This window comes from Nocardia sp. N2S4-5 (assembly GCF_044628355.1).
Taxonomy (GTDB): domain Bacteria; phylum Actinomycetota; class Actinomycetes; order Mycobacteriales; family Mycobacteriaceae; genus Nocardia; species Nocardia wallacei_B.
Genome location: NZ_JBIUPM010000001.1, coordinates 1,211,353 through 1,228,059 on the forward strand (window position 1 = coordinate 1,211,353; position 16,707 = coordinate 1,228,059).

The window sequence follows — 16,707 nt, forward strand, 5'->3', positions numbered from 1 at the left end:
CGAGGTTGGTCTGTTCGAGTTCGGTGATGCGGCGCTGGAGCCGTTCGAGGGTGCCTGATCGTTTGGCCATGCGAGCGTTGCGGGCCTGCGGGTTGACCAGGTCGGCCGGCAACGACTCTCGACTGACCGCCGGATGACCTGTCGCGGCTGCCGAGCACTCCGGACGTTATGTGCGCAAGTGCGCACCTGATGTAGCGTGGGTGTGTCGGTGCGGCTCGGAGAAGGGGTGGCGTGTGATCGGGGTGCTGCGGTATCGGGAATTTCGGCGGCTGTTCACCGCGCAGGTGGTGGCTCTGGTGGGGACCGGGTTGTTGACGGTGGCGTTGGGGCTGCTGGCCTATGATCTGGCCGGGGGTGCGGCGGGGGCGGTGCTCGGTACGGCGCTGGCTATCAAGATGGTCGCGTATGTTGCTGTGGCGCCGGTGATTTCGGCGTTGGCGGAGCGGCTGCCGCGGCGGCGGGTGCTGGTGTCGGCGGATGTGGTGCGGGCGGTTGTCGCGCTGTCGCTGCCGTGGGTCGACGCGGTGTGGCAGGTGTATGTGCTGGTCTTCGTGTTGCAGTCGGCGTCGGCAACGTTCACGCCGTTGTTCCAGTCGGTGATCCCGGCGGTACTGGTCGACCAGGAGGACTACACGCGCGGATTGTCGCTGTCGCGGCTGGCCTACGATCTGGAATCGCTGCTGAGTCCGGCCGTGGCCGCGGCGGTGCTCGCCGTCGCCGGGTATCACGTGCTGTTCGTCGGCACCGCAGCGGGTTTCGTCGCGTCGGCGGCGCTGGTGATCCGTACGCGGCTGCCGCGGACGGTGGCCGCCGACGACTCCGGGGCGTTGACCGACCGGATCACCCGGGGCGCCCGGATCATGCTGGGCCACCCCGTGTTACGTGGTCTGCTGGCGATGAATCTCGCGGTCGCCGCGGCGACGGCGCTGGTGGTGGTGAATACCGTTGTGTACGTGCGGGATCTGCTGGGCGCGTCCGGGTCCGCGGTGGCCGTGGCGCTGGGTTGTTTCGGCGGCGGGTCGATGGTGGTGGCCCTGTCCGTGCCGCGGCTGCTGGCGGTCGTGGCGGATCGGCGGCTCATGCTCGCCGGGTGTGCCGTGCTGCCGATCGGCTTGCTGATCGCCGCCACGCTCGCGGCGCTGCGGCCCGGCCCCGGGCTCGAGTGGGTGTTGCTGGCGGTCGCGTGGATCGTGCTGGGGGCGGGGACGTCGATGGTGAACACGCCTTCGGCGCGGCTGTTGCGCGCTCACTCGGTTCCCGAGACGCGGGCGGCGGTGTTCACCGCTCAGTTCTCGTTGTCGCACGCGGGTTTCCTGCTGACCTATCCCGTCGCGGGCTGGGTGGGCGCGGCCGCCGGGCAGGCGGTCGCGGCGGTCGCGCTGGCCTGCGTCGCTACACTGGCAGCCAGTGCGGCGGCGCGGGTGTGGCCCGCGGTCGTCGCGGCAGGGACCGGCATGGCGGTGGCGAGAGGGCGGTGACCAGATGGACGGCGCGCCCGCGGATCGATCACCGGCGCCGAGCCTGGTGCACCCGGTCGCACCGGATCAGAGCCATCTCGACGCTGCCACGGCGACCTTCCGGATGCTGTCGGATCCGACCCGGCTGCACATCCTGTGGATGCTGGCGCAGACCGAGGCCGATGTCAGCGCGTTGACCGAGGCGTGCGGGGCGTCGCGTACCGCGGTCAGCCAGCATCTGGCGAAACTGCGTTTCACCGGGCTGGTGGAAACCCGCCGCGAGGGCAGGCGGGTCATCTACCGCATTCGCGACGGTCATTTGGCCCGCCTGGTCCGGGAAGGGCTCAACCACGCCGACCATGTCGTCACCGGCGAGCCTCCGCACGGCTGACCGGGCGCGGCGGTTTCACCCGCACATAACGTGCCGGTCATATCGGCCGCGCATGCTTGCGCCTTCCGACGAATCGAAAGGTCAGGCGTATCCATGGAGCTTCTGGAAGTGGTCGCGGGGATTTTCAGCACGATGACGGCCGTGTTCAGCGGCAGCGCGGCCTGATCGGCGGCATCCGGGTCAAGGACGTGCGGGGGCTTGGACGAGGGTGAGCGCCGAGCGCTGCCGCAGCGTGAATCCGAGCGTCTCGTACAGGCCGATCGCGGTGGTGTTGCGGGCGAGGGCGTGCAGGAACGGTGTCTCCCCGCGGGCGCGGATGCGGGCGCCGACGGCACGGACCAGGCGGGAGCCGATGCCCCGGCCCCGGAATTCCGCGTCGGTGCACACCGCGCTGATCTCGGTCCAGCCCGGCGGATGCAGCCGTTCGCCCGCCATCGCGATTAGTCGGCCGTCCATCCGTAAACCGAGGTAGGTGCCCATTTCGATGGTGCGCGGCGCGTACGGGCCGGGCTGGGTGCGGGCGATCAGCGCCAGGATCTCGGGGACGTCGGCCGCGGTGAGCACCTCGAGGTCCGGGTCGTCGGCGACGCGCAGCGCCGAGCCGTCCATCTGTACCGATGCGAGGCGATCCAGCACGGTCCAGCCGGGTGGCGGGGCATGGTCGCCGCCGCGCAGTCCGGCGCTGCCGCCGGGTCCGAGCAGGGTGGCCAGATCGGCCCAGTCCTGGTCGCTCAGGACGGGCGGGTGGCCGATGAATCCGGCGACCTCGGGGTCGTAGCGTCCGATGCGGCCCGCCCAGGTGGCGAACCGGCGGTGCGCGCCGCGCAGCGATCCCCGGACCGGATCGTCCAAGGGGTGCAGCGTGGTTCCGGCGTCGATGGTCGACTCAGTGGTCACCACACACACTCCTCCGCAGCAGTCTTCGACGAGAGCACGGTAGCGGCGCGCACGACCGGCGGCAGTGGTTGCGCTCACCACGATTCGGACAACCCGGCGAACACTGTATTCCCGCAAACCCCTTCGCCGACAGCCTATTTCCCCTCGCTCGAGCTGATCGGAATCGTTGACAGCGCAGGTTCCGCCCCGGCGTCCGGCGGGGGAATGCGCGGTGAGCACGCCCTATGCGGTCGGTGGCGGCCGGGCCGAACGGTCCGCGGCCGCGCTCGCGGTCGCCGGTCGGTGGCGGCGGCGGGTGCTTCGCGCGTTGTCCCGCAGGACAACTCGCGCCTGCACAGAAACGGGAGACGATGGCACCGAACCCACTGCACCTCGGCGTCGCGCTGGACGGCGCGGGCTGGCATCCGGCCGCGTGGCGGGAGCCGAATTCCCGGCCCGCCGAGCTGTTCGGACCCGCCTACTGGACGGATCTGGTCACCACCGCGCAACGCGGGCTGCTGGACTTCGTCACCCTCGACGACAGCCTGGCCGTGCCGGGCCCACGGCACGGCCGGGACGACGGGGCCGTCGATCAGGTGCGCGCGCGGATCGACGCGCATCTGATCGCGGCCCGCGTCGCACCGGTGACCCGCCATATCGGGCTGATTCCGACGGTGACGACCACCCATACCGAACCGTTCCACGTGTCCACCGCGATCGCCACGCTGGACTACACCTCGCGGGGCCGCGCGGGCTGGCAGGTGCGGGTATCGGCGACCGCCGCCGAGGCCGCCCACTTCGGCCGCCGGGTGGCGCCGGAGCTGACCGTCGCGGAGATCGCGGCGGCCGCGGCGTCGGGCACCTTCCCCGAGCACGTGCGCGAGCTGTTCGACGAGGCCGCCGACGCCGTGGAGGTGGCGCGGCGGCTGTGGGACAGCTGGGAGGATGACGCGGAGATCCGGGAGGTGCCCACCCGCCGGTTCATCGATCGCGACAAGCTGCACTACATCGACTTCGAGGGCCGCTTCTTCAGCGTCCGGGGGCCCTCGATCACGCCGCGCCCGCCGCAGGGCCAGCCCGTGGTGACCGCGCTCGCGCACGCCCCGCTGATCTATGAATTCGCCGCGCGCGCAGCGGATCTGGTCTTCGTCACGCCCGGCCGCGCCGCGGGCCCGGCACCGATCCTGGCACAGGTCGCGGCCGCCGCCGACCGGGTGGGCCGGACCGGGGAACGGTTGCGCGTCTACGCCGATCTCGTCGTGTTCCTCGACACCGACGCCGAATCCGGACCTCAGCGCCTGGCGCGGTTGAACGAGACGGCCGGGTCCGAATTCGATTCCGACGCCGCGGTTTTCGCGGGCAGCGCGGACGAACTCGCGGATCTGCTGACCGCCTGGAGCGGACAGGGGATCGACGGATTCCGGTTGCGGCCGGGTGTCGCTGTCGACGATCTGGCCGCCGTGGCCGACCGGCTCGTGCCCGCGTTGCAGCGCCGCGGCCTGTTCCGCACCGGCTATCCGGACGGCTCGCTGCGCGGGCTGCTGGGCCTGCCGACCACTGTCCCCAACCGTTACGCGACCGCGTGAGCGAGGTTCTCGTGAGTACTTCCCGTAAGCAGGTCATCCTGGGCGCCTATCTCGGCGGCGTCAATCATCACACCGCCTGGTGGCATCCGCGGGCGGGCAGCCAGATCGACTTCACGACGTTCGAGCACACCGCGCGCACCGCCGAACGCGGCCGGTTCGACTTCTTCTTCCTCGCCGAGGGACTGATCCTGCGCGAGCGCGCGGGCAAGATCTTCGACCAGGACATCATCGGGCGGCCCGACACCTTCACCGTGCTCGCCTCGATCGCCGCGGTGACCGAGCATCTGGGGCTGGCGGGCACGATCAACGCCACCTTCAACGAACCCTACGAACTGGCCCGCCGGTTCGCGAGCCTGGACCATCTGTCCGGTGGCCGCGCGGCCTGGAACGTAGTGACCTCGTTCGACGCGTTCACCGGCCAGAATTTCCGCCGCGGCGGGTTCCTCGATCCGGCCGACCGTTATGTGCGGGCCGAGGAGACGGTGAATGCCGTGCGCGCCCTGTGGGATTCGTGGGACGCCGGCGATGTGGTGGCCGACCGGGCCGCGGGCCGGTTCCTGGCTCGCCCCGACGCCGGCGCGTTCGCGGTGCATGGCAGCCAGTTCGACATCTCCGGCCGGTTCACCGTGCCCCGCAGCCCGCAGGGACGGCCGGTGCTCCTGCAGGCCGGGGTGTCGCCGCAGGGCCGCGATTTCGCGGCCGCGAACGCCGATGCCATCTTCTCCCCGTACGGCAAGCTGCCCGAGGCGGTCGAGTTCTACCGCGACATCAAGTCCCGTGCGGTCGCGGCGGGCCGGGCGCCGGGCGACATCAAGATTCTGCCGTCGGCGAGTTTCGTGCTCGGTGACACCGAGGCGGAGGCGGTCGAGAAGTTCCGTACGATCAGCCGCGAGCAGGTCACCGGCCAGACCGCGGTAATCCTGCTGGAGCAGATCTGGAATCGCGATCTGTCGGGCTACGATCCCGACGGCCCGGTGCCCGATATCGATCCCGATCCCGAGGCGCCGCCGTTCATCCAGGGCCGCGCCTTCGTGCACCAGGACCGTTTCGCGACGGCGGCGAGGCTGCGCGAGGTGGCCGCGGCCAAGCGGCTCTCGCTGCGCGAGGTGGTGATCGATCAATTCGAGCGCGGGCCGCTGGTCGGCACGCCCGCGCAGGTGGCCGCGCAGATCGACGCGTTCGTGCAGCAGGACGGCTCGGACGGGTTCATTCTCGGCTCGCATCTGGTGCCGTGGGGCCTCGACGAATTCGTGGACCAGGTGGTGCCTTTGCTGCAGGACCGCGGGGTGCTGCGCGCGGAGTACGCGGGCACGACGCTGCGCGACAATCTCGGTCTGCCGCAGGCGCATTCCGCGACGGCGGTCGCCACCGGGTCCTGATCGCCGCGTGCCCGGGTCAGTGCGGCGGTGTCTGCCCGGTGCGGAGTTTGGAGGCGTAGACGGCGGCCTGGGTGCGGCGTTCCATGCCGAGTTTGGCCAGCAGCCGGGAGACGTAGTTCTTGACGGTCTTCTCGGCGAGGAACATGCGTTCGGCGATCTGGCGGTTGGTGAGCCCGTCGCCGAGCAGGTCGAGCAGTTTGCGTTCCTGGTCGGTGAGGGTGGCCAGGGGGCCGTCGGGTTCGGTGCTGCGGCGCAGGCGATCCATCAGGGCCGCGGCGGCGCGATTGTCCAGCAGCGACCGGCCCGAACCGACCGCCTTCACCGCCGCCGCCAGTTCCATGCCCTTGATGTCCTTGACGACGTAGCCGCTGGCGCCGGCGAGGATGGCGTCGAGCATGGCCTGCTCGTCGGTGAACGAGGTGAGGATCAGGCAGCGCAGCTCGTCCATGCGGGAGAGCAGGTCGCGGCACAGTTCGATGCCGTTGCCGTCGGGCAGCCGGACATCGAGCACGGCGACGTCGGGGCGCAGCGCGGGGATGCGGGCCAGTGCGTGGGCCACGTCACCGGCCTCGCCGACGATGGTCAGCTCCGGATCCTCCGACAGCAGGTCGACCAGTCCGCGCCGGACGATCTCGTGGTCGTCGACCAGGAACACCTTGATCATGCTGTGCCTTCACCTTCTGTGGAAGTCCCCGCAGCGCTGTGTCCGTCCAGTGTGCGCCCGGCGTCGCGGCCGCGGTAGAGCAGGGGTGTGGCGGCGGCGCGCCCGGCGGCGTGTCGGCTATCGGCTCGAGCTGGGGATCTGTCATGGATCGCGACAGGTGTGTTTCATCTCCGACTCGCTGGCTACTCGGAGGAGAACGCACTGCCGACCGAGAACTCCCACAACCGCGGGAAGGAAACCCGACAATGCTGATGCTTACTCCCACCGCCATCGACGTCGTTCGCACGATTACCTCGGCGGAGGGCACCCCGCAGGACGCGGGCCTGCGCATTTTCACCGATGACGGCGCCGAGACGCTGCAGCTGGCGCTGGCCGCCGAACCGGCGGCCGACGACCAGGTGATGACCGCCGAGGGCTCGCGTATCTTCCTGGACCAGCAGGCCGCGGCGTTCCTCGACGACAAGATCCTCGATGCCGGCGTGGACGGCAACGGGCAGAGCAGCTTCGTGCTGGGGACCCAGGGCGCCCCGGCGGCCGAATAAGGCTGCCGCGCTTCAGTTTCCGAGCCGGTCGTCGCCGTAGCGGGCGACGAACCGGCGCAGAATTTCACCGGGCACCGTGATCGTCTCGCGGTGGCCCAGCGCTATCAGGTAGTCGGCCTCGTCCGGGTCGAAATATCCCGCATGCCGGTATGTTTCGATACGCAGGGCGAGGCCGTCGCCGTCCAGTTCGGGATGGAACTGGGTGGCGTAGACGTGCCGGCCGGCGCGCACCATCTGCACCGGGCAGCCGGGTGAGGTGCCCAGCAGTACCGCGCCGGGCGGGACGTCCTGGCAGGATTCCTTGTGGCCGACGAACGCGCGGAACGAGCGCGGCAGGCCTTGCAGTAGCGGATCGGCCGCCGCGTCCGGGGTCAGTTGGATGGTCTGGGCGCCGACGGTCTCGGCGTAGCGCTCGCGGCCGACGCGGCCGCCGAGGACGTCGGCGAGGATACCCAGTCCGTAGCAGGCGCCCAGGTAGGGGAAGTCGCGGCGGACGATCTCGGCGATCAGTTCGCGCAGGGTCGGCTCGAATCGCCGCTGGTACTCGTATTTGTGGTCGTCGGGGTTGCTGACGTTGCTGGGTCCGCCGCCGACGATCACGGCGGCGAACTCGTCGAGTTCCAGCTCGGGCAGCCCGCGGTCCATCTGGATGCGCACCAGCCGGCCCGGGGCCAGTCCGGAGATGCGTTCGACGGCTCGGAACTCGTCGTCGGCCGCGGAGTGTTCGGGCCGCAGCTGCAACAGCAGGAACGGTAGGGGCATGTCTGCGATTATCGGCCGCGGGCGGGTTCAGGCCGCGGTGTCCACGCCGGTGGTGATCTTCGGGAAGGGGCTGGCCTGTTCCAGCTGGTAGGCCAGGTCGAGCAGATCCCGTTCCTGTCCGCGGGGCGCGGACAGTTGCACCGAGCCGGGCAGGTTGGCGCTCATCAGCGTGTGCGGCACCGCGATGGCCGGGCCGCCGCCGACATTGTTGAACGGGGTGAAGCCGACGTAGTCGATCAGCTTGTCGAACAGCTGCTCGAAGGGCTGGTCGGGGGAGTGCTCGCCCAGGCGCGGCGCGGGATGGGACAGCACCGGCGACAGCAGGGCGTCGAAGTCGGTGAAATGCGCGTCGTAGAGGGCGGTGCCGGTGCGCAGCCGCCGCACCGCCGGGGGCACGGCGCGCGGGTCGCGCAACACCTTGCGGGCCAGTCCGCGGGTGAACGGGTCCAGTTTCCAGGGCCGGAACGAGGCGGGGTGGGTGGCGGTGAAGGAGGCGGACATGATGACCGCGAACAGCGCCCAGTAGGTCTTGAAGTCCTCGGCGAATCCGGGGTCGACCGCGAGGCGGGTCTCGCTGAGGTCGTGGCCCGCGGCGGCGAGAGTGCGTGCGGCGGAGTCGAGTACGGCCTCGGTCTCGGGGTGGACGGCGCGCCCGAGGATGTCGTGGCGCACGATCCCGATCCGCATCGGCCGGTCGGTGGGTCCTTCGACCAGGCCGATCGGCGGGAGCGCGGGGTGGGGCCGGAAGCGTTCGGCGGCGGCGAGGTAGTGGGCGGTGTCGCGGACGGTGCGGGTGAGCACGCCCTCGGCGACCAGGTGGACCGGTAGCTGCCGCACGCCGGGCTGGTCGAGCAGCCGGCAGCGGGTGGGTTTGAGGCCGACGAGGCCGTTGACCGCGGCGGGGATCCGGATGGAGCCGCCGCCGTCGTTGGCGTGCGCGATCGGCACCGCGCCCGAGGCGACCAGGGCGGCCGAGCCGCCGGAGGAGGCGCCGGCGGAATGCTCGGTGTTCCACGGGTTGCGGGTGGCGGGCCGGTCGACGTATTCGGTGCTGGCGGTGAGCCCGAATTCGGGCAGGGTGGACTTGCCGAGCAGGGCGAATCCCTGGGCGAGGAATTGGGTGGCCGGTCCGCTGCTGCGGCGGGCGGGGCGCGGGACGAACGCCGCCGAGCCGTGGCAGGTGGGCAGGCCGGCGACGTCGGTGTTGTCCTTGATCACGGCGGGCACCCCGGCGAAGACGCCGGTGCCGGGGGTGGCGTGGCGGGCGCGGTCGAAACATTCGGCCTGCACGGCGTCGAGTCGCGAATCGGCTTGCCGCACACGGTCGATGGCCGCCTCGAGCACCTCGCCGGGGCCGCGGCGCCCGGCGCGGAGTTCGGCGGCGAGTGCGACGGCGTCCAGGGTGCCCAGGGCGTCGTCGGTGAAGGTGTGGACGGTGTCGGTCATGTGCTGGGTGCCTCTCCGGTGACGGCGTGGTGCCGTCTCGACAATAGGCACAGGGTCGCGCCGCCTAGCGCACGCGCCCGGATTGCCGCCGGGCCGGCACGGGCTCGTCGAAGTGCGCGGTGACCGAGGCGGCGCCGTCGATCGACCGCACCAGATCGGCGGCCACGGCGGCCAGTTTGACGTTGCGGCGGTTGGACACGGTGCGCAGGATGCCGAAGGCGCTGTCGCGATCGCAATTGTGCTGGCCCATGAGGATTCCCAGCGCCTGATCGATGACCGACCGCGAGCCCAGCGCGGCGCGCAGCTGATCGGTCAGGGCGCTCTGCCGGTTGGCGTCGATCGCCAGTTGCAGCAGCACGCTGAGGTGGCCGGCGATCAAGGTGACCGTGTCCCGCGCGGCCGGGTCCACGCCGCCGCGCTCGCGTCCGTAGATGCTCAGTGTGCCGATCACGTCGTCGTCGCTGGACAGCGGCCAGACGTCGTGGGAGCGCAGGCCGTGGGCGAGCAGCCGCGCGGCGTAGCCGGGCCAGCGCGGTTCGTCGGCCAGGTCCGGCACCGACACCGGCCGGGCGGTGCGGACCGCGGTCTGGTACGGGCCCGGGTCGTCGACGTGGCGGGACTCTTCGGGCAGCAGCGCGGTCGCCGCCGCGCAGCTGCCGCTCACGGTGGTGTCCGAGACCAGCGTCACCCCGATCAGGGGGCTGTCCGGCAGCATGGCGGCGACGATGTCGGCGATGTCCTGCGGGCGGGCGAGGATGGTGTCGTCGGCGAGCAGCAGCCCGGTCAGTTGTGCCACTCCCGTGGCCAGTTCGTCGGTCATCGGGCGCCTCCCGGAATGCGTGGATCGGACTCGGAGATCAGCACAGCAGATATCTCTCTTCCACGATGCGGCGCGCCAGTTCCGGCAGCGGTACGCCTTCGGCGAAGGCGCGCGCCCGGATCAGCAGCAGTGCGGTGTCGACCGAACACGAGCCCTGCACCGCGACCATGCCGACGGCCTGGTTCACGGTGGCCCAGTAGTCCGCGTCGTCGTACAGCGCCCCGCGCGGCGTGGCGCCGTCGGTGTCGGTGCGGTCGGTGTGTAGTAGTACCTCGTTGGCCAGGACGTCGGCGAGGTGGCCGGCGGCCGGGACGGCGCTCTCGGGCAGCCGGGCGTGCTCGGAGTAGGCGCACAGCGCGCCCAGTCGGCCGGGGCCGACCTCCAGCGGAACGGCCAGCACCGAGCGGATCCCGAGATCCCATGCGGCGCTACCGTATTCGGGCCACCGGTCGGTCAGTTCGGCTTCGCCGACGAGGACGTAGTCCAGTCCGCCCAAGACGTCGCGGGACGGGCCGCACCCGACGGTGGCCTCGAGGTCGTAGGCGGCGCGCGAGCGGGCGTCGGAGGCGGCGGTGAGCACTTCCTGCCATTGCTCGTCGAACAGGATCACCGCGGCGCTGTCCAGGCCCAGATCGTCGGCGACCGCCGACATGAACGGCGGCCGCTCCGCCTCGGCGCCCTCGTCGGACCAGCGCTGCAGGCGCTGGTTGTGCAGCCGGTAGAGCCGGGCGCAGGCGCGGTGGCGCCGCTCCATCTGGCGATGCAGGGCGGCCATCCGTTCCCGGAACGGCCGCGTGGACTCCGGCGGCTGCCCCGACTGGAGTTCATAACGCGCCGCGACGGCGGCGGCGCGATCGGCACGCTGCATTTCCCGCAGGTAGTTACGCCACTCGTGCGCGTCGTCGTGCGGAGGCGTACCGGACGACATCCGCTCAGCCTAGCCCTGTCCGTGTCGGGCCGCGACAACTCCCGCGTACATTAATTTCCTTGCGCCCCAGGGGGAATCGCCGGGGATTCCTCCATGAGCAGCACTACGGCGTGGCGCAGGCCGTCCATAGGGGTACACGTCACCGAGCAGGTGATCGAGCGGCCGATGCGGTTGACGGCCGGAACGTCGACCGCGGCGGTGCGTTTTCCGGTCCGCAGGCAGTCGGCGATGGCGTCGTGCACCGACTCGGTCGGCAGGCCGAAGTCCAGGACGGCGAAGTACTGCTGGTAGACCTCTTCGGCGCGCAGGCCCCACAGTTCCTCGGCGCCGCGGTTCCAGCTGCGCACCCGCTGCTCACCGTCGAGCACGACCACTCCGGCGGCGATACTGGACAGGATGCCCTCGAGGAACGCGCGGGTCTCGTCCAGCTCGCTGCTGCGGATGCGCATCTCCTCGTTCATCGTCTCGAGTTCTTCGTTGCCGGACTGGAGTTCCTCGTTGGTGGTTTCGAGTTCTTCGTTGGTGGACTGGAGTTCCTCGTTGGTGGTCTCGAGTTCCTCGATGCTGGATTGCAGTTCTTCGTTGGTGGTTTCGAGTTCTTCGTTGGTGGACTGGAGTTCCTCGTAGGCGGTCTCGAGTTCCTCGCGCTTGACCTTCACCTCGTGCGAGAGCCGGGTGGCGACGGTGGTGTCGACGAAGGTGATGACCACACCCGTGTGGGGGCCGTTGCCGTTCCACATCGGCTGCACGTGCACGTCGAAGTACTGCGGGTCCTCGGGGCCGAGCCGGCGTTCCACGGAGTTGACGCGGATGCTGCGGTGCTCGGCGAGGGCCTGGTCGATCAGCGAGCGCAGTTCGATCGGGCGGTAGGACAGTTCGAGGTCGCTGAGCGGGCGGCCGACGTCGTGCGGGGTCAGTCCGAACTGGTTGCGCATCTGGGCGTTGAGGACGGTCACCTTGCCTTCGGTGTCGAGCCCCACGGCCGCGAACGGCGCGGATTCCAGCGCCAGTTCGGTGAGCAGCCGGCGCTTCACGAAGCCCTGCACCTCCTCGCCGAGACCGATGTCCAGCCGCGGCTGGCCGGGGGTGTGCATGGCGCCGGTTTCCCCGGCGCGGCGGCGGAAGATCCGCTGGCGCATGTTGGCGACCTCGAAACGTTCGCCGTCCGACAGCAGCATCTCGGCCTTGCCCAGGAACAGGAATCCGCCTTCGCGCAGCGCGAAATGGAAGCGGTCCAGGATCTGGGCCTGGGCCTCGACGTTGAAATACATCAGGGTGTTGCGGCAGATCAGCAGGTCCAGCCGCGAGATGGGGGCGTCGCGGGTGATGTCGTGGCGGCCGAAGATCACCCGGCGGCGCAGGTCCTGGCGGAAGACGAACTTGTCGCCGTTGGGCTCGAAGTAGCGGTCTCGCAGTTCCTCCGACAGCGGCTCGAGCGCCTTGGCGCTGTACATGCCGGTGCGGGCGTCGCGCAACGCCTCCTCGTCGACGTCGGTGCCGTAGATCTTGACCCGTTCGACGGCCTCGTCGATGCCCAGCACCTCGGCCAGCGCGATCGCCGGCGAGTACGCTTCCTCGCCGCTCGAGCAGCCGGCGCTCCAGATGCGGATCTCCTGGCCGGGTTCGAGCCCGGCGAGCAGTTCGGGCAGGACCTCCCGTTGCAGGAAGTGCCACGCCTCGAGGTCGCGGAAGAAGCTGGTGACGTTGATGAGGATGGTGTTGAACAGCGAGCGGAACTCGTCGGCGTTGGTTTCCAGGTAGTCGCGGTAGTCGCCGTAGTCGCCGATGCGCACCTCGGTCATCCGTTTGCGGATGCGCCGGGCCAGCGAGGAGCGCTTGTATCCGGTGAAGTCGAAACCGCGGGAGTCGCGGATGAACAGCAGCAGGTCTTCCAGGGCCGCGTCGGCCTCGGTGCGATCGGTCATGACGCCGTCCGCTCCACCAGGCCGCGGATCACGCCCGCGATCTCGGCCAGCGACAGCACGAAGTCGCTCGCGCCGGCCCGGATCGCCGCCTCGGGCATGCCGGTGAACTCCGCTTCCTGGGGATCCTGCACGATCACCGTGCCGCCGCGGGATTTCACCGCGCTCGCGCCCATCGCGCCGTCGCTGCCCGAACCGGTGAGCACGCACGCGATCGCGCCACGGCCGTAGGCGCCCGCGACGGATTCGAACAGCAGATCCGCCGAGGGCCGGACGAAGTGGACGAGTTCGCTGCTCGACAGCGCGAGCCGGCCACCGGCCCCGACCAGCAGGTGGAAGTTCGGCGGGGCGATGTAGACGACGCCGGGTTCGACGTGCTCGTCGGCGGCCGCGAGCCGCACGGGCAGCGCGGTCCGGCGGCCCAGGACGTCGGCGAGAATGGTCTCGTGGCGGGGGTCCAGATGCTGCACCACCAGCACCGGCACCGGAAAGTGCGCGGGCAGCCCGCCCAGCACCCGGCTGAGCGCGGTGATGCCGCCCGCCGACGACGCGATCGCCACGATCTCGAAGTCGCCGCCCGGCGCCGCGTCGGCGGGCCGGTCGCCCGCGACGGTCATGTCGAAACTGTGCCGCGGCAGGCGAACCGGCGGCGGGGAGCGGAAGATTCGAGCACAGGGTCAGCCTAGCGGTAGTGCGCCGCCGATCCCGCACGCGGCGGCGCGGCGCGGCGCGCCTGCCGACCGGCTTCGCGGAAAGCGCGGAATGCCAAGCCCGCCAAGGGGTTCGGGTACGGGCGGGGCGCGGAGCCGCTCACAGCCCGAGCGCCGTAGAGAACATCGGCCACGAGTTGCGCAGATCCTGCTGCCAGTAGCCCCACGAGTGGGTGCCGTTCGGGCGCAGATCGACGGTGGCGGGAATGTTCAACTCCCGCAACCGATCTCGCACCTGCAGGGTGCAGCGTCCGGCCACCGCGTCGAGCAGTCCGCCGATGACGAGCTGGTCGAGCAGTGTCGCCGGGTTGTCGTGGATGCCGGGCCCGCCGAGGGTGTCCAGCGGGCCGGGCGCGCCGTTGCCCGAGGCCAGGTAGACCGCGGTGCCGCGCAGTTCCTCGGCGTGCAGGTAGGGGTCGTTGGCCGCCCACGCGGGGTCGGTCGGCGGTCCCCACATGTTGAGTGTGTTGCCCTGGGTGCCGGTGACGATGGTGTCGACCATGACCTGGCCGAAGGGGTCGCTGGTGCGGGCGCAGCCGCTGTAGGAGCCGAGCGCGCGGAACACCCCGGGCGCGGCGATGGCCAGTTGCAGCACCGCGATGCTCGCCATCGACGGACCGGCGATGGCGTTGGCGCCGGTGCCGGCGAACGCGGAGTCGATCACGGCGGGCAGTTCGCGGGCCAGGAACGTGGTCCAGCGCTGCCGCCCGTGCACGGGGTCGTCGGCGCGCCAGTCGGTGAAGAAACTGCCCGCCCCGCCGACCGGCATCACCACGGTCACCTGCCGGTGGGCGAAGAACTCGACGGCGTCGGTCTGGGTGAACCAGTTCTTGCCCGCGCGCCAGTCGCCGGAGCCGGCGCCGCCGTCGAAACCGTTGAGCAGATACAGCACCGGCGCGGGCCGCGCGGGGTCGGCGGCCGGGGCGACCGCGACCGACACCGTGCGGCCCATCGCCGCGGAGTGCACCGTCAGCTCGACCACGCGGCCGGGACCGGCGACGGCGGCCACCAGGCGGGAGCCGTCGGCGGCGGGCCGGGCCGCGGCCAGCGCCCGCGCCGAGGCCTCCGACATCGCGGGCGGTTCGGCGGCGGCCGGTCCGGTCGAGCACACCACGGCCACGAGCGCGACGAGCGCGGCCGCGCACGGAAGACGGACAGTGCGGCGCCGAAGGCGTTGCCGGGCACGGACTCTCACGCGCCGCCTCCCTTCGGGTTCGCCTGCACCGACGCCGAGACCGCCGCGGCGGCCGGGAAAAAGCGGCGGGCAGCTCTGGTAGGGATCACCTGCGCCGACGCTAGGACCGCCGCGCCCGGCCGGGCAAGACGCGGCGGGCAGGTCTGGGACTTGCGGCCGGGGCGGCGCGGTCGCGCTGGTATCGGCCACAACGGCGCGGCGGTCTCTAGGCTGGGCCGATGGGCGCGAACAGATCCGGGCCGTATTTCTGCGGTATTGATGCGGCGATGGATGTCGTGGGCGGCAAGTGGAAGGTGCTGATCCTGTGGGAGCTGGAGAACAACGGGGTGCGCCGGTTCGGTGAGCTGCGCCGCAACCTGCCCGGCGTGTCGGAGAAGATGCTGATCCAGCAGCTGCGCGAACTCGAGGAGGACGCCATCGTGCACCGCGAGGTGTACCGGGAGGTGCCGCCGCGGGTGGAGTACTCGCTGACCGAGCTGGGCCGCGAACTCGATCGCGCGCTGGCGCCGCTGGGGGTGTGGGGGCGTGAGCGCATGGCGCGCATCGGCGCGCGCAAGGTCGCCGCGCCGGGCTGAGGGCCACCGTATTGCGCGCACGCTGCGGCCAACGCATGGTGCCGGGCCGCCGCGATGGTAGGAAGGGGAACGTGTCTGCACCTGGTGACGAGTCCCGAGCCGAACCCGTGTCCCGCGCCGTGTCGGAGGTGGTGGATCTGGTCAGCACGCTGATCCGGTTCGACACCTCCAACACCGGCGAACTGGAAACCACCAAGGGCGAGCGTGAATGCGCGCAGTGGGTGGCCGACCAGTTGCAGCAGGCCGGATACACCACCGAATACGTCGAATCGGGAGCGCCGGGCCGCGGCAACGTGTTCGCGCGACTGCCCGGCGCCGACCGCAGCCGCGGCGCGCTGATGCTGCACGGGCATCTGGACGTGGTGCCCGCGGAGGCGTCGGACTGGAGCGTGCACCCGTTCTCCGGCGCGGTGCGCGACGGCTACGTGTGGGGCCGCGGCGCGATCGATATGAAGGACATGGTCGGCATGATGCTGGCGGTGGCCCGCCAGTTCAAGATCGAGGGCACGGTGCCGCCGCGCGATCTGGTGTTCGCGTTCCTGGCCGACGAGGAGAACGGCGGCCGCTGGGGTTCGCAGTGGCTGGCCGACAATCGCCCGGATCTGTTCGAGGGTGTCACCGAGGCGGTCGGCGAGGTGGGCGGTTTCTCGCTGACCGTGCCGCGCCGCGACGGCACCGAGCGACGGCTGTATCTGGTGGAGACCGCGGAGAAGGGCCTGGGCTGGATGCGGTTGCGCGCCAAGGCCCGCGCCGGGCACGGCTCGTTCCTGCACGACGACAACGCGGTGACCATTCTGGCCCGAGCGGTGGCGCGGCTGGGCACCCACACCTTCCCGCTGGTGCTGTCGGATTCGGTGGCGGAGTTCCTGGCGGCGGTGAGCGAGGAGACCGGTATCGCGTTCGATCCGACGGGCCCCGACATCGAGGGCCAGTTGGCGAAGCTGGGCACCATCTCCCGCATCATCGGCGCCACCCTGCGCGACACCGCCAACCCGACGATGCTGCGCGCGGGCTACAAGGCCAACGTGATCCCGCAGACCGCCGAGGCGGTGGTGGACTGCCGGGTGGTGCCGGGGCGCCAAGCGGCGTTCGAGCGCGAGGTGGACGAGCTGATCGGGCCGGATGTGGAGCGGGAGTGGATCACCAAGCTCGACTCCTACGAGACCACCTTCGACGGGCATCTGGTCGACGCGATGAACGACGCCGTCCTCGCACACGATCCGCAGGGGCGTACCGTGCCCTATATGCTCTCCGGCGGCACGGACGCGAAGGCGTTCGCCCGCTTGGGGATTCGCTGCTTCGGCTTCGCGCCGCTGCGGCTGCCGCCGGATCTGGACTTCTCGGCGCTGTTCCACGGCGTCGACGAGCGCGTCCCGGTCGACGCGCTGGAATTCGGCACCCGGGTCCTGGAGCATTTCCTCCTGCACAGCTGACGATCTCGAAAGGACGGTCTC

Annotated in this window: 16 protein-coding genes; 7 read left to right on the forward strand and 9 right to left on the reverse strand. The window is 70.8% G+C overall.

Features of this window, described 5'->3' with window-relative positions; genetic code table 11:
* Nucleotides 1-233: 233 nt before the first annotated feature.
* On the forward strand, nt 234-1,478 hold the full coding sequence (locus ACFMRZ_RS05450) for an MFS transporter (RefSeq protein WP_400178174.1): 1,245 nt from the start codon (nt 234-236) through the stop codon (nt 1,476-1,478).
* Nucleotides 1,479-1,482: 4 nt separating this feature from the next.
* Entirely contained in the window at nt 1,483-1,848 is a 366-nt protein-coding gene (locus ACFMRZ_RS05455) for a metalloregulator ArsR/SmtB family transcription factor (RefSeq protein WP_280272498.1), read from the forward strand.
* 180 nt (nt 1,849-2,028) lie between these two features.
* On the opposite strand, the gene ACFMRZ_RS05460 is transcribed toward ACFMRZ_RS05455, so the two are convergent.
* The gene (locus tag ACFMRZ_RS05460; protein WP_400178175.1) at nt 2,029-2,745 is read right to left on the reverse strand and encodes a GNAT family N-acetyltransferase; all 717 of its coding nucleotides are present in this window, start codon (nt 2,743-2,745) and stop codon (nt 2,029-2,031) included.
* 350 nt (nt 2,746-3,095) lie between these two features.
* Between ACFMRZ_RS05460 and ACFMRZ_RS05465 the strand changes: the two genes are divergently transcribed.
* Both ACFMRZ_RS05465 and ACFMRZ_RS05470 read left to right on the forward strand, forming a co-directional pair.
* On the forward strand, nt 3,096-4,310 hold the full coding sequence (locus ACFMRZ_RS05465) for an LLM class flavin-dependent oxidoreductase (RefSeq protein ID WP_400178176.1): 1,215 nt from the start codon (nt 3,096-3,098) through the stop codon (nt 4,308-4,310).
* A gap of 11 nt (nt 4,311-4,321) precedes the next feature.
* Nucleotides 4,322-5,689: an NtaA/DmoA family FMN-dependent monooxygenase gene (locus ACFMRZ_RS05470; RefSeq protein WP_400178177.1), complete on the forward strand. Its 1,368-nt coding sequence runs from the start codon at nt 4,322-4,324 to the stop codon at nt 5,687-5,689.
* A 16-nt stretch (nt 5,690-5,705) separates the two neighbouring features.
* On the opposite strand, the gene ACFMRZ_RS05475 is transcribed toward ACFMRZ_RS05470, so the two are convergent.
* Nucleotides 5,706-6,353 carry a response regulator transcription factor gene (locus tag ACFMRZ_RS05475; protein ID WP_280272502.1) on the reverse strand — a complete coding sequence of 216 codons (648 nt, stop codon included), beginning with the start codon at nt 6,351-6,353 and terminating at the stop codon, nt 5,706-5,708.
* Nucleotides 6,354-6,598: 245 nt separating this feature from the next.
* Here ACFMRZ_RS05475 and ACFMRZ_RS05480 point away from each other — a divergent pair, with 245 nt between their 5' ends.
* Nucleotides 6,599-6,895, forward strand: a complete 297-nt coding sequence (locus ACFMRZ_RS05480) for a hypothetical protein (RefSeq protein WP_400178178.1) — start codon at nt 6,599-6,601, stop codon at nt 6,893-6,895.
* Between the two features lie 12 nt (nt 6,896-6,907).
* Here ACFMRZ_RS05480 and ACFMRZ_RS05485 read toward each other — a convergent pair whose 3' ends face one another.
* The 7 genes from ACFMRZ_RS05485 to ACFMRZ_RS05515 all read right to left on the reverse strand — a co-directional run bounded on the left by ACFMRZ_RS05485 (nt 6,908) and on the right by ACFMRZ_RS05515 (nt 14,678).
* Nucleotides 6,908-7,657 carry a glutamine amidotransferase gene (locus ACFMRZ_RS05485; RefSeq protein ID WP_400178179.1) on the reverse strand — a complete coding sequence of 250 codons (750 nt, stop codon included), beginning with the start codon at nt 7,655-7,657 and terminating at the stop codon, nt 6,908-6,910.
* 27 nt (nt 7,658-7,684) lie between these two features.
* Nucleotides 7,685-9,103 (reverse strand): amidase, encoded by a 1,419-nt coding sequence (locus tag ACFMRZ_RS05490; protein WP_400178180.1) that lies wholly within the window; start codon nt 9,101-9,103, stop codon nt 7,685-7,687.
* Nucleotides 9,104-9,167: 64 nt separating this feature from the next.
* Complete coding sequence (locus ACFMRZ_RS05495) at nt 9,168-9,923, reverse strand: GAF and ANTAR domain-containing protein (RefSeq protein ID WP_400178181.1); 756 nt, start codon at nt 9,921-9,923, stop codon at nt 9,168-9,170.
* 37 nt (nt 9,924-9,960) lie between these two features.
* Complete coding sequence (locus tag ACFMRZ_RS05500) at nt 9,961-10,851, reverse strand: GAF and ANTAR domain-containing protein (protein WP_400178182.1); 891 nt, start codon at nt 10,849-10,851, stop codon at nt 9,961-9,963.
* Between the two features lie 50 nt (nt 10,852-10,901).
* Nucleotides 10,902-12,776, reverse strand: a complete 1,875-nt coding sequence (locus ACFMRZ_RS05505; protein WP_400178183.1) for a CheR family methyltransferase — start codon at nt 12,774-12,776, stop codon at nt 10,902-10,904.
* Complete coding sequence (locus tag ACFMRZ_RS05510; protein ID WP_280276051.1) at nt 12,773-13,390, reverse strand: chemotaxis protein CheB; 618 nt, start codon at nt 13,388-13,390, stop codon at nt 12,773-12,775. The genes ACFMRZ_RS05505 and ACFMRZ_RS05510 overlap by 4 nt, the downstream gene beginning before the upstream one ends.
* Before the next feature lie 193 nt (nt 13,391-13,583).
* The gene (locus tag ACFMRZ_RS05515; protein WP_400178184.1) at nt 13,584-14,678 is read right to left on the reverse strand and encodes an alpha/beta hydrolase; all 1,095 of its coding nucleotides are present in this window, start codon (nt 14,676-14,678) and stop codon (nt 13,584-13,586) included.
* 218 nt (nt 14,679-14,896) lie between these two features.
* On the opposite strand from ACFMRZ_RS05515, the gene ACFMRZ_RS05520 reads away from it, so the two are divergent.
* Both ACFMRZ_RS05520 and ACFMRZ_RS05525 read left to right on the forward strand, forming a co-directional pair.
* Nucleotides 14,897-15,253 (forward strand): winged helix-turn-helix transcriptional regulator, encoded by a 357-nt coding sequence (locus ACFMRZ_RS05520; protein WP_400178185.1) that lies wholly within the window; start codon nt 14,897-14,899, stop codon nt 15,251-15,253.
* Between the two features lie 119 nt (nt 15,254-15,372).
* A complete protein-coding gene (locus tag ACFMRZ_RS05525) occupies nt 15,373-16,686 on the forward strand; it encodes a M20/M25/M40 family metallo-hydrolase (RefSeq protein WP_400182774.1) in 1,314 nt (437 codons plus the stop codon).
* Nucleotides 16,687-16,707 lie beyond the last annotated feature (21 nt).

Excerpts from the sequence above, each read along its gene's own strand:
- ACFMRZ_RS05485 (WP_400178179.1), bottom strand. The coding sequence starts at position 7,657 with ATGCCCCTACCGTTCCTGCTGTTGCAGCTGCGGCCCGAACACTCCGCG.
- ACFMRZ_RS05465 (WP_400178176.1), top strand. The coding sequence starts at position 3,096 with ATGGCACCGAACCCACTGCACCTCGGCGTCGCGCTGGACGGCGCGGGC.
- ACFMRZ_RS05475 (WP_280272502.1), bottom strand. The coding sequence starts at position 6,353 with ATGATCAAGGTGTTCCTGGTCGACGACCACGAGATCGTCCGGCGCGGA.
- ACFMRZ_RS05510 (WP_280276051.1), bottom strand. The coding sequence starts at position 13,390 with ATGACCGTCGCGGGCGACCGGCCCGCCGACGCGGCGCCGGGCGGCGAC.
- ACFMRZ_RS05480 (WP_400178178.1), top strand. The coding sequence starts at position 6,599 with ATGCTGATGCTTACTCCCACCGCCATCGACGTCGTTCGCACGATTACC.
- ACFMRZ_RS05495 (WP_400178181.1), bottom strand. The coding sequence starts at position 9,923 with ATGACCGACGAACTGGCCACGGGAGTGGCACAACTGACCGGGCTGCTG.
- ACFMRZ_RS05505 (WP_400178183.1), bottom strand. The coding sequence starts at position 12,776 with ATGACCGATCGCACCGAGGCCGACGCGGCCCTGGAAGACCTGCTGCTG.
- ACFMRZ_RS05500 (WP_400178182.1), bottom strand. The coding sequence starts at position 10,851 with ATGTCGTCCGGTACGCCTCCGCACGACGACGCGCACGAGTGGCGTAAC.
- ACFMRZ_RS05455 (WP_280272498.1), top strand. The coding sequence starts at position 1,483 with ATGGACGGCGCGCCCGCGGATCGATCACCGGCGCCGAGCCTGGTGCAC.
- ACFMRZ_RS05520 (WP_400178185.1), top strand. The coding sequence starts at position 14,897 with ATGGGCGCGAACAGATCCGGGCCGTATTTCTGCGGTATTGATGCGGCG.
- ACFMRZ_RS05490 (WP_400178180.1), bottom strand. The coding sequence starts at position 9,103 with ATGACCGACACCGTCCACACCTTCACCGACGACGCCCTGGGCACCCTG.